Genomic DNA, 12,501 nt, shown 5'->3' with positions numbered 1-12,501 from the left:
CATACATACTGTTTATGTATGCTTTATGGGAACCTGCATTATTTAATCGCACACGTCTGTCCTGAAAATAAAGTGTGCAGAAGGTTATAGTTTTACATCCTGCCGTTTCCGCTCGCTCATTTTACCGCGCATAATCCCACGCCTCATATATTGATAATCAAAAAGCTTCCACAAAGGATTGCGTATGGCTGGTGTGCAGGAAAAACAATTGCGATGGTACAACATTGCATTAATGTCATTTATTACCGTCTGGGGTTTTGGTAACGTCGTCAACAACTATGCTAATCAGGGATTGGTTGTTGTCTCCTCCTGGATATTTATTTTCGCGCTCTATTTTATTCCTTATGCGTTGATCGTCGGGCAGCTTGGCTCAACCTTTAAAGAGGGTAAAGGCGGCGTCAGTACCTGGATTAAACATACCATGGGGCCAGGGTTGGCCTATCTTGCTGCCTGGACCTATTGGGTTGTTCATATACCTTATCTGGCGCAAAAACCGCAGGCTATTCTGATTGCGCTGGGATGGGCGCTGAAGGGCGATGGTTCGTTGATTAAAGAGTACACCGTCGTGGCGTTGCAGGGGCTGACGCTGGCGCTGTTTGTCTTTTTCATGTGGGTTGCGTCCCGTGGCATGAAGTCACTGAAAATTGTTGGGTCAGTTGCAGGCATCGCGATGTTTGTGATGTCCATTTTGTATGTCGTGATGGCGGTAACCGCGCCTGCAATTACGGATGTGCAAATAGCGACAACCAATATCACCTGGGAATCGTTTATCCCGCACATTGATTTTACCTACATTACCACGATCTCCATGCTGGTATTTGCCGTGGGCGGTGCGGAGAAAATTTCGCCATACGTTAATCAGACACGTAATCCGGGCAAAGAATTTCCAAAAGGGATGCTCGTTCTGGCCGTTATGGTAGCGGTATGCGCGATTCTCGGGTCGCTGGCTATGGGAATGATGTTTGACTCCCGGCATATTCCAGATGACCTGATGACGAATGGTCAATATTACGCCTTCCAGAAATTGGGAGAGTATTATGGTATGGGTAATTCGCTGATGGTTATTTACGCGATTGCCAATACGCTGGGACAGATTGCGGCATTGGTATTTTCTATTGATGCACCGCTTAAAGTTCTGCTGGGTGATGCTGATCGTAAATATATTCCCGAGAGCCTGTGTAAAACCAACGCTTCCGGTACGCCGGTAAATGGTTATATTCTGACGCTGGTGCTGGTGGCGATTCTGATTATGTTGCCAACACTGGGAATTGGCGACATGAACAACCTGTATAAATGGCTATTGAATCTTAACTCTGTCGTGATGCCATTGCGTTATTTATGGGTGTTTGTGGCGTTCATTGCCGTTATTCGCCTGGCGCAAAAATATAAATCGGAATATGTCTTTATTCGCAACCGCTCGCTTGCGATGACCGTGGGGATCTGGTGCTTTGCCTTTACCGCATTTGCCTGTCTGACCGGGATTTTCCCGAAAATGGAAGCCTTTACCCCTGAGTGGACATTCCAGCTCACGCTGAATATCGTGACGCCATTTGTGCTGGTTGGACTGGGATTGATTTTCCCGCTACTGGCGAGAAGAGGACGCTAAAGACAAGTGTGGCAGAAGAGCAGGAGATAGTGATGCTATCTCCTGCTTTGCCTCTCAAAACAACGGGGACAGTTCTTTTGGGATGGCATACTGTTTGCCATCATAACGCAGTACCCAACTGGCTTTCCCCGGTTTATCCTTTGATGCGCACTGCTCGTAGGCGTCTGTATAGGCCGTTGATTCCACGTTTTTCTCGTTTACCCGAATATCGAAGTATCCATTATGTGAATCAGGCGCAAGGGCAAGGGTGCGTTTAATATCGTGGAATGTTCCCACACAGTTCCCGTCCCATTCACCGGTGCTATTCTCAAGTACGATTCCGTTTAATACCGCCCGTAGTTGATTATTTTCAATAACAAACAGCGATAGCGCATCTTCACTAAAAGGATTTATACGGGAACTGCCGGTGCGGGCGACTCGTAAGCCAAATGCGGTCTGATCTGGGGTAACTTTCCAGCGCGCAGTATCAAGCGCCAGACCGGTAATTTGAATGGCATCGTCATTCATACGTTCGGGCAGGCGTAGCCGCTGTTTTACGTCGAGGTTTGTGGAATCCAGTACCAGAAGCTCCAGATCGCCAATGCGATCGTAATCGCTATATTGTTGTGCCATCAGCGGGATCGCCGCTAAGGTCAGTTCCGGGTGGGCTGGCCAGACACGGCAAATTGCGCTTTGCGTTGAGTTACCTGTGATATCGATAACCTGATTATGTTGTGTGAGTAGCTTGCCTTCCGCTGTCGGTTTTGCATCCGGCCACGCATGTTGCACAATGGCGTTGATATCACAGTTGCTGGCGGCATTTACGTATTGGGCAGATAACAGCAACATGCCAGAAATGAATAACCGCATGGCGTCCTTTCCTTTAATTCGAGTGGTTGTCGCTTAGATAGCAAAACGGCTGCCGTTCAGGGCAGCCGTTTCGTGGTGGCTAAAACTCAATACATCACTTTATGTCCATATTGCTCGAGAATGCCCTTCACGCGCTCCATGGTCTCTTTCTTCGGTGGTTTGACGCCATCCAGTTTGTACTCTTCGCCCATTGCCACCCATTTGTGTTTGCCCAGCTCGTGGTAAGGCAGCAGCTCGATTTTTTCAACGTTACCCATATCGCGGGTAAATTCGCCGAGGCGGTGTGCGGAGTCATCGTCATCAGACCAGCCAGGTACGACAACATAGCGGATCCACACTTTGATGTCTTTATTTGACAGGTAACGCGCGAACTCCAGCGTACGATGGTTAGATACGCCGACCAGATTCTGATGGATTTCATCGTTCATCTGTTTGAGATCGAGCATGACCAGGTCGGTGACTTCCAGCAGCTCATCGATCACCGGATCGTAGCGGCGAACAAAACCGTTGGTATCCAGACAGGTATGAATACCTTCTTTTTTACAGGCGCGGAACCAGTCACGTACGAATTCAGCTTGCAGGATAGCTTCGCCGCCAGACGCCGTCACGCCGCCGCCGGATGCGTTCATAAAGTGGCGATAGGTCACCACCTCTTTCATTAATTCGTCGACGGTGACTTCTTTACCGCCGTGTGTATCCCACGTGTCACGGTTATGGCAATACAGGCAGCGCATCAGGCAGCCCTGAAAGAAGGTAATAAAGCGGATGCCCGGGCCATCAACAGTGCCACAGGATTCAAAGGAGTGAATGCGACCAATAACTGACATTGCGGTGTTTCTCCAGGTGTGGCCCATCCGGGGCCAGTGTTAGTGCACAGTTATTAACTGTGTCGAGTCTGTTTTGGCTGCTATCCATACTTTTCGTCTTTCAAGCTGCATCTTTGTTAGCTTCCTTCGCTCACCCCAGTCACGTACTTCTGTACGCTCCAGGGGATTCACTCCGTTGCCGCCTCAATGCAACTCGAAATCCATCGAGTATATAAGTATAGATAGCTGACAAAGCAGGCTATTAAAAAGGCCCCACTTACGTGGAGCCTTTATTGTACGCTTTTTAAAGTACGATTTCAGTCAAAACCAATTACATGGTCTGAGTGAAGGTACGAGTAATAACGTCCTGCTGCTGTTCTTTAGTCAGGGAGTTAAAACGTACTGCGTAGCCAGAAACGCGGATGGTCAGCTGCGGATATTTTTCCGGATGTTCCATCGCATCCAGCAGCATTTCGCGGTTCATGACGTTCACGTTCAGGTGCTGACCACCTTCGATGGACGCTTCGTGGTGGAAGTAACCATCCATCAGACCAGCCAGGTTGGTCTTACGAACTTCGTCGTCTTTACCCAGAGCGTTCGGAACGATAGAGAAGGTGTAAGAAATACCATCTTTAGCGTAAGCAAACGGCAGTTTAGCAACGGAGGTCAGAGAGGCAACAGCACCTTTCTGGTCACGACCGTGCATTGGGTTAGCACCCGGTCCGAACGGCGCGCCAGCACGACGACCATCTGGGGTATTACCAGTTTTCTTACCATAAACCACGTTAGAGGTGATGGTCAGAACAGACTGAGTCGGGATAGCGTTACGATAAGTAGTCAGTTTCTGAATTTTCTTCATGAAACGTTCTACCAGGTCAACCGCCATGTCATCAACGCGAGAGTCGTTGTTACCAAACTGCGGGTATTCGCCTTCGATTTCGAAGTCGATAGCCAGACCGTCTTCGTCACGAATCGGTTTAACTTTCGCATATTTGATTGCAGACAGGGAGTCAGCAGCAACGGACAGACCAGCGATACCACACGCCATGGTGCGGATAACGTCACGGTCGTGCAGCGCCATCAGAGAGGCTTCGTAGCTGTACTTGTCGTGCATGTAGTGGATAACGTTCAGCGCGGTGACGTACTGTTTAGCCAGCCAATCCATGAAGTGATCCATGCGGTCCATAACTTCGTCGAAGTTCAGAACGTCGCCTTTGATCGGTTCAGATTTAGGACCAACCTGCATTTTCAGTTTTTCATCAACGCCACCGTTGATTGCGTACAGCATGGTTTTCGCCAGGTTTGCACGCGCACCGAAGAACTGCATTTGTTTACCAACAACCATCGGGCTTACGCAGCAAGCGATAGCGTAGTCATCGTTGTTGAAGTCCGGACGCATCAGGTCATCGTTCTCGTACTGCAGAGAAGAGGTGTCGATGGACACTTTAGCGGCGAATTTCTTGAAGTTCAGAGGCAGTTTTTCAGACCACAGAACAGTGATGTTCGGCTCCGGAGAAGGACCCATGGTGTACAGGGTGTTCAGGAAGCGGAAGCTGTTTTTGGTAACCAGAGTACGGCCATCAACGCCCATACCACCGATTGATTCAGTTGCCCAAATCGGGTCACCGGAGAACAGTTCATCATATTCAGGAGTACGCAGGAAACGAACCATACGCAGTTTCATGACCAGGTGGTCGATCATTTCCTGTGCGTCTTGCTCGGTGATTTTGCCTGCTTTCAGGTCACGTTCGATGTAAGCATCCAGGAAGGTGGATACGCGACCGAAGGACATTGCTGCACCGTTCTGAGATTTAACTGCGGCCAGGTAGCCGAAGTAAGTCCACTGGATAGCTTCCTGAGCGTTGGTAGCCGGACCAGAGATATCGCAGCCATATTTAGCAGCCATTTCTTTGATCTGACCCAGAGCACGGTGCTGTTCAGCGATTTCTTCACGCAGACGGATTGTTGCTTCCAGGTTTACGCCGTTTTCCAGATCGGACTGCAGAGAGACGAACTGAGCGTATTTGTCTTTCATCAGGAAGTCGATACCGTACAGCGCAACGCGACGGTAGTCACCGATGATACGGCCACGGCCATACGCATCTGGCAGACCAGTCAGAACACCGGATTTACGGCAGTTCAGAATGTCTTTGGTGTAAACATCGAATACGCCCTGGTTGTGGGTTTTGCGGTATTCGGTGAAGATTTTTTTCAGCATCGGGTCCAGTTCGCGATTGTACGCTTTGCAGGAACCTTCAACCATTTTGATGCCGCCAAACGGAATGATCGCACGTTTCAGCGGAGCTTCAGTCTGCAGACCAACAATCTTCTCGAGCGCTTTGTTGATGTAGCCAGCGTCGTGAGAAGTGATGGTAGAAGCAACGGAGGTGTCAAAGTCAACAGGCGCGTGAGTGCGGTTTTCCTGTTTAACGCCTTCCATCACGCTGTCCCACAGTGCAGTGGTCGCATCAGTTGCGCCAGCCAGGAAGGACTCGTCACCCTCATACGGAGTGTAGTTTTTCTGAATGAAGTCACGTACGTTTACTTCATTCTGCCAATCACCTTTGGTAAAACCTTCCCAGGCTGTGGCTAACTTTTCATTAAGCTCGGACATGTAACACCTACCTTCTTAAGTGGATTTTTTATTTACTGCGTGTAATGGGCATCAACAGATTAATGATGATCGTTACCACGCAGATAAATGACCCAGTATGTCAACCCGACCAACAAACCGCCGCCGATAATGTTACCGATCGTAACCGGAATCAGGTTATCGGTGATGAAATTCATCACGGTCAGGTGAGAAAAATTCTCCGGAGAAGACCCAACTGCGGTCCAGAATTCCGGGGTGGCGAAATCGCGTATTACAATACCCATAGGGATCATAAACATGTTTGCGATACTGTGCTCAAAACCGCTGGCAACAAACATTGCGACCGGTAATACCATGATAAACGCTTTGTCCATCAGGCTGCGGCCTGAGTAGCTCATCCATACGGCCAGACACACCATCAGGTTAGCCAGGATACCAAGGCTCACTGCCTCAACAAAAGTATGGTGCACTTTGTGGTCGGCTGTTTGCAGAACGTTGAGCCCCCATGCGCCGTTGGCGGTCATATACTCGCCAGAAAGCCACATGAGTAACACAAAGATCAGGGCGCCAATCAGGTTGCCGACATAAACGTTAAGCCAGTTTTTCGCTAACTGACCCCAGGTAATACGACCACTGGCTTTAGCAACGACGATCAGTACGGTTGAAGTGAAGAGGTCTGCACCGCAGACAACACAAAGGATCAGCCCCAGGGAAAAGCAGATACCACCTACTAATTTCGCCATGCCGAAAGGCATAGTACCAGTGCCGGTTGTGGCGGTGATATAGAAAACAAAGGCAATTGAAATGAATACACCGGCAGTAATTGCCAGATAGAACGTCTTAAGCGGATGTTTCGTTGCTTTATAGACGCCTGCTTCTTCGGCAACTTTGGCCATTGCAGCAGGTAGAATAAGATCAAAAGGGTTGTCAGCTTTCACACTAACTCTCTCTTTATTAAGTCGGCGACGAGATACTAACAAAGCATTATAGATGAGAATTTGATATAGATCATATCTCGCCTGGCTTATAGGCCCGTAAGACGCATGGTTTTTATGCGATTACGGTGTAACATGTTGATTATCCATATAAAAATAAATTTTAAAAATTATAAAGTGAGTTGAATTTTTTCTTTCAGCCTCCTATGGAACGGTTAATTAAAATGGAGTAATTGAGATAAAAAACCACATTAATAAGCTAATTTTTTTAATATCAACTACTAATATTTAACCTTGCTTTTACATTTATTTTTTGGTTTGACCAAAATAAAAAACGGGGCGCTTTAAGCGCCCCGTAATATAGCTCAGACAATACATTTAGCCTACTCGAGGCAAGTTGTTTGTCACTATTTTGACCAGTGTGCCGCTTTCGCGCGTTGCAATTTCTCATAGGCTTTCAGCAGAGACTGATGTGCCGGGAATGCGTGCAGATCGCTGTCTACTGGCTGAAGTCCATAAAACGGCGCTTCACCACTCAGTGCCGCACTTGCCGCTTCAACCGCCTCAGCGCCGTACATGCGGACGAATGCGTTCAGATACTGCAGCGGCTGACGGTCTTCTTCCTGAGACAGCAGCAACAATGTTTGCAGGCAGCGATAGTAGTTTGCACGTTCCGCGCTAAAGACGGAGGCGTTAAATTCCATCGTCCATTCGGTCCACACCAGGGCCTGCTCCAGATCGCCACCGGCCAGCGCCAGCATCACTTTAAGCTCGCCAATACGCAGGGTGTACCAACCGTTTTCCGCACCGGTCGCCAGACCGAGCAACTCACGCACGCGGGTGAAGTCGTCAAAACCTTCTTCATCCAACTGTTCAATCAGATTGAGGTAGTCTTCTTTATCCCACTCACTGCCTGGCAGAGAGAGAATGGTGTCACGCAGATGGGTGCCCATAGCGTTGTTGGCTAACCACAGATCTTCTGCCGGATAGATGTCAGACATTCCCGGAACAATAATGCGGCACGCGTAAACGCCCAGGTGCTCATAGTCAGCGATATACACTTCTTTATCTTCAGCATTGAAGATGGCCATCAGGGTGGCGAACTCTTCTTCCGTGGTGCCGGAGAAATTCCAGTCAACGAACGGATAGTCGGCATCCTGCTTGAACAGATCCCAGGAGATCAGACCGCTGGAATCGATGAAGTGAGTTTCAAGGTTGGTATGTTCTGCCACTTCCTCATCGTCGAAGGTCGGTGGGGTGAAGACATCAAGATCCTTCAGACCACGGCCCTGCAGCAGTTCAGTCACGGTACGCTCCAGCGCAACGCCGAAATCCGGGTGTGCGCCGAAGGAGGCAAAGCAGGTACCGTTGGCCGGGTTGAACAGGACAACGCAAATCACCGGATACTTGCCGCCCAGCGAGCCATCGTAGGCAAAAATTGGGAAACCTTCCGCTTCCAGTGTGGCGATGGACTCCACCACTGCCGGATAGCGCGCCATCACCTCGGCCGGGATTTCCGGCAGGCTGATGCTTTCGGCGATAATACGGTTCTTCACATGGCGCTCAAAGACTTCAGACAGGCCCTGAACGCGAGCTTCGTTAGGTGTGTTACCCGCAGACATGCCGTTAGAAACATACAGGTTGCCGATAATATTCATCGGAATGTAGACGGTCTGGTTATCAGACTGGCGGGTAAACGGCAGGCCACAGACGCCACGCTCTTCATTACCAGACTGTAGATCGATAAGCATGCTGCCGGTCAGTTCGTTATCTGGATCGTAAAATGCACGCAGACGCGCATCCAGTAAACCTTCTGGAACATCGTCTTCTTCAGTCAGCGGGAACCATTTTTCGTTCGGGTAATGTACGAAGGGGCCATTGGCGATAGTTTCTCCCAGCCAGAAATCTGCAAAGAAGTAGTTAGTCGACAGACGCTCAAAGTATTCGCCCAGCGCAGAAGCCAGCGCCGCTTTTTTTGTCGCGCCTTTACCGTTGGTGAAGCACAGCGCGCATTCTTTGTCGCGAATATGTACAGACCAGACGTTAGGGACGGGATTCAACCACGAAGCTTCTTCAATTTGAAAACCGAGGTCGAGCAATTTTTGCTGGAAGCGAGCGATGGAGTCTTCCAGAGCGGCATCTTTGCCGGGGATAAATGTTTGCGTCATGAAAATCACTTTTGTCGTACGGAAAGCGCGCAATGATACGGGTTTTCAATGAACGGCGCTATCGTCGCCGGAGCCCATGCGTAAATAAAAGCATTGGCTATGCTTTCTTACAGCCAATCACGTTTAGAGCATATTAATGAAAGCTTTCGATTTACACCGTATGGCGCTTGATAAGATGCCCATGGATTTTCTGGGGGAAGTTGCGCTACGCAGCCTTTACACCTTTATATTGGTTTTTCTGTTTTTAAAAATCACCGGACGTCGTGGCGTACGCCAGATGTCGCTTTTTGAAGTCCTTATCATCCTTACGCTGGGTTCCGCCGCGGGAGACGTGGCGTTTTATGACGATGTTCCGATGCTGCCGGTGCTGGTGGTCTTTATTACTCTTGCTGTGCTGTATCGGTTGGTAATGTGGCTAATGGCGCATAGTGAAAAAATGGAGGACCTTCTGGAGGGCAAACCCGTCGTGATCATTGAAGACGGCGAGCTGGCATGGTCAAAGCTCAATAGCGCCAATATGACGGAATTTGAATTCTTTATGGAACTGCGTTTGAACGGCGTGGAGCAATTGGGACAAGTGAAACTGGCTATTCTGGAGACGAATGGGCAAATCAGCGTCTACTTCTTTGCCGATGAAGACGTAAAGCCGGGGCTCAGTATTTTGCCTAAACGTTGTACGCAACGATTTAAAGTAATACCTGAAGCAGGGGACTATGCCTGCATACGTTGTAGCGAAGTGGTGCAAATGAAGGCCGGAGATCATCAATTATGTCCGCGCTGTGCAAATCCAGAATGGTCGAAGGCCAGTCGGGCAAAACGGGTTACCTGACAGCAAAAATCTCGGTTTTTACCCGTCAATCCGATAGATTCTGTTGTGTGACCGATGACACATTTTTACCCTTGCCAGTTTTACCCATTGCGGCGCGTGTCACTGAATGATAAAACCGATATCCACAGGAATAACTTATACCAATGTCTGTCACCGGATTATCGTCAATGACAGGATGTTGATTGGACAACAACACAACGTGGTGAGGGGAAATGGCTCAGGTCTTCAATTTTAGTTCAGGTCCGGCAATGTTACCGGCAGAAGTACTTAAACTGGCTCAACAGGATCTTTGTGACTGGAACGGTCTTGGCACGTCAGTGATGGAAATTAGCCACCGTGGCAAAGAATTCATCCAGGTCGCAGAGGAAGCGGAGCAGGATTTTCGCGATCTTCTCAGCATCCCCTCCAACTATAAAGTGTTGTTCTGCCATGGCGGTGGTCGCGGGCAGTTCGCGGGTATCCCGTTAAATATTCTGGGCGATAAAACCACCGCGGATTACGTCGATGCCGGTTATTGGGCCGCCAGCGCAATTAAAGAAGCGAAAAAATACTGCACGCCAAACGTTATTGATGCCAAAGTCACCGTGGACGGCCTGCGTGCTGTTAAGCCGATGAGTGAATGGCAACTTTCTGATAACGCGGCATACCTGCACTATTGCCCGAACGAAACCATCGATGGCATTGCGATCGATGAAACGCCGAATTTTGCCAGCAACGTTGTGGTCACGGCGGATCTGTCCTCTACCATTCTTTCCGCACCGCTTGACGTTAGCCGTTATGGCGTAATTTATGCCGGGGCACAGAAAAATATCGGCCCGGCCGGTCTGACGATTGTCATCGTCCGTGAAGATTTGCTGGGTAAAGCTCATGTCTCATGCCCGTCAATCCTCGACTATACCGTGCTGAATGACAACGATTCCATGTTCAATACGCCGCCAACCTTTGCCTGGTATCTGTCTGGCCTGGTCTTTAAATGGCTGAAAAAGCAGGGCGGTGTTAATGCGATGGATAAAATTAACCAGCAAAAAGCGGAATTGCTCTACGGCGTAATCGATAACAGCGATTTCTACCGTAACGATGTGGCGAAATCCAACCGTTCACGCATGAACGTACCGTTCCAGCTGGCTGACAGCGCATTGGATAAACTGTTCCTTGAAGAGTCTTTTGCTGCGGGCCTGCACGCGCTGAAAGGGCACCGGGTGGTCGGCGGTATGCGTGCGTCCATCTACAATGCCATGCCGCTTGAAGGTGTTAAAGCACTGACCGATTTCATGGTCGATTTCGAACGCCGCCGCGGCTAATCTGCTGTACTTTTCATCCCCACAGCCCGTCTGTGGGGTTTTTATGTCTGTTTTTTGAGAGTCGAGTTTCATGGAATCCCTGACGTTACAACCCATTGCGCGGGTGGATGGCACCATCAATCTGCCTGGATCCAAAAGTGTTTCTAACCGCGCTTTGCTGCTGGCTGCATTAGCCAATGGCACCACTGTCCTGACCAATCTGCTGGACAGCGATGATGTTCGCCATATGCTCAATGCTCTGAATGCGTTAGGGATTAGCTATACCCTTTCTGCCGATCGTACCCGCTGCGAGATAGTTGGCAATGGCGGTGCGTTGCACGCAGAAGGTGCAGTTGAGCTGTTCCTTGGCAACGCCGGAACCGCAATGCGCCCACTGGCCGCAGCGCTATGTCTGGGCAGCAATGACATCGTGCTGACGGGCGAACCGCGCATGAAAGAGCGCCCGATTGGCCATTTGGTTGATGCGCTGCGCCAGGGCGGAGCCAAAATTGACTATCTGGAGCAGGAAAACTATCCCCCTTTACGTCTGCGTGGTGGCTTTACCGGAGGCCAGGTTGAGGTAGACGGTAGCGTTTCCAGCCAGTTCCTCACTGCGTTGCTGATGACTGCGCCGCTGGCGCCACAGGATACGACGATAGCAATTAAAGGTGACCTGGTATCCAAACCTTACATTGATATCACACTGAACCTGATGAAAACGTTTGGTGTTGAAATTGAAAATCAAAACTACCAGCGCTTTGTCGTGAAGGGGCAGCAGCAGTATCAGTCACCGGGTGCATACCTGGTTGAAGGTGATGCTTCTTCCGCTTCCTATTTCCTTGCGGCGGGTGCTATTAAAGGCGGTACGGTAAAAGTTACCGGGATTGGCCGCAACAGCATGCAGGGTGATATTCGTTTTGCCGATGTACTGGAGAAAATGGGGGCAACCATTACATGGGGCGACGATTTTATTGCCTGTACTCACGGCGATTTGAACGCAGTGGATATGGATATGAACCATATTCCTGATGCGGCGATGACCATTGCAACGGCGGCGCTGTTCGCTAAAGGCACCACGACATTACGTAATATCTACAACTGGCGCGTCAAAGAGACCGATCGTCTGTTCGCGATGGCGACGGAGTTACGCAAAGTGGGCGCGGAAGTGGAAGAGGGGCATGACTTTATTCGCATCACCCCGCCTGCAACATTGCAATTTGCGGACATCGCGACCTACAACGATCACCGCATGGCGATGTGTTTCTCGCTGGTGGCGCTGTCTGACACACCGGTGACCATTCTTGACCCAAAATGTACCGCCAAAACCTTCCCGGATTATTTCGAACAGTTGGCTCGTATTAGTACATCTGCCTGATTTTATTGCCGCACTTTCGGGTGCGGCACATTCTGACATCTCCGATTGCCTATTTATTCT

Annotated in this window: 9 protein-coding genes; 4 read left to right on the top strand and 5 right to left on the bottom strand. The window is 49.6% G+C overall.

What is annotated here, in order from left to right; genetic code table 11:
- The first annotated feature begins 184 nt into the window (after window positions 1-184).
- Window positions 185-1,606: an amino acid permease gene (locus JQN59_RS15065; protein WP_003035749.1), complete on the top strand. Its 1,422-nt coding sequence runs from the start codon at window positions 185-187 to the stop codon at window positions 1,604-1,606.
- 54 nt (window positions 1,607-1,660) lie between these two features.
- Here the strand turns inward: JQN59_RS15065 and JQN59_RS15060 are convergent, their stop codons facing one another.
- The 5 genes from JQN59_RS15060 to ycaO form a co-directional block, all read right to left on the bottom strand.
- Window positions 1,661-2,455, bottom strand: a complete 795-nt coding sequence (locus JQN59_RS15060; protein ID WP_239484189.1) for a hypothetical protein — start codon at window positions 2,453-2,455, stop codon at window positions 1,661-1,663.
- 86 nt (window positions 2,456-2,541) lie between these two features.
- On the bottom strand, window positions 2,542-3,282 hold the full coding sequence (gene pflA / locus JQN59_RS15055) for a pyruvate formate lyase 1-activating protein (RefSeq protein ID WP_003035751.1): 741 nt from the start codon (window positions 3,280-3,282) through the stop codon (window positions 2,542-2,544).
- 310 nt (window positions 3,283-3,592) lie between these two features.
- The gene (gene pflB, locus JQN59_RS15050; RefSeq protein WP_149607850.1) at window positions 3,593-5,875 is read right to left on the bottom strand and encodes a formate C-acetyltransferase; all 2,283 of its coding nucleotides are present in this window, start codon (window positions 5,873-5,875) and stop codon (window positions 3,593-3,595) included.
- 59 nt (window positions 5,876-5,934) lie between these two features.
- The gene (focA, locus tag JQN59_RS15045) at window positions 5,935-6,792 is read right to left on the bottom strand and encodes a formate transporter FocA (RefSeq protein WP_003831909.1); all 858 of its coding nucleotides are present in this window, start codon (window positions 6,790-6,792) and stop codon (window positions 5,935-5,937) included.
- Window positions 6,793-7,196: 404 nt separating this feature from the next.
- Window positions 7,197-8,957: a 30S ribosomal protein S12 methylthiotransferase accessory factor YcaO gene (gene ycaO / locus JQN59_RS15040; RefSeq protein WP_048214575.1), complete on the bottom strand. Its 1,761-nt coding sequence runs from the start codon at window positions 8,955-8,957 to the stop codon at window positions 7,197-7,199.
- A gap of 136 nt (window positions 8,958-9,093) precedes the next feature.
- Here ycaO and JQN59_RS15035 point away from each other — a divergent pair, with 136 nt between their 5' ends.
- The 3 genes from JQN59_RS15035 to aroA all read left to right on the top strand — a co-directional run bounded on the left by JQN59_RS15035 (window position 9,094) and on the right by aroA (window position 12,441).
- Window positions 9,094-9,786, top strand: a complete 693-nt coding sequence (locus JQN59_RS15035) for a DUF421 domain-containing protein (RefSeq protein ID WP_048214574.1) — start codon at window positions 9,094-9,096, stop codon at window positions 9,784-9,786.
- A 212-nt stretch (window positions 9,787-9,998) separates the two neighbouring features.
- Window positions 9,999-11,087, top strand: coding sequence for a 3-phosphoserine/phosphohydroxythreonine transaminase (serC, locus tag JQN59_RS15030; RefSeq protein ID WP_032942886.1), 1,089 nt, complete (start codon window positions 9,999-10,001; stop codon window positions 11,085-11,087).
- A gap of 70 nt (window positions 11,088-11,157) precedes the next feature.
- Entirely contained in the window at window positions 11,158-12,441 is a 1,284-nt protein-coding gene (gene aroA / locus JQN59_RS15025) for a 3-phosphoshikimate 1-carboxyvinyltransferase (protein WP_136391682.1), read from the top strand.
- The last annotated feature ends 60 nt before the right edge of the window (window positions 12,442-12,501 follow it).

The sequence above is a fragment of the Citrobacter sp. B72 genome, from assembly GCF_016894305.1.
Lineage (GTDB): Bacteria > Pseudomonadota > Gammaproteobacteria > Enterobacterales > Enterobacteriaceae > Citrobacter > Citrobacter portucalensis.
Note: the sequence above shows the minus strand (reverse complement) of the source record. Positions and strands in the feature narration are given on the sequence as shown.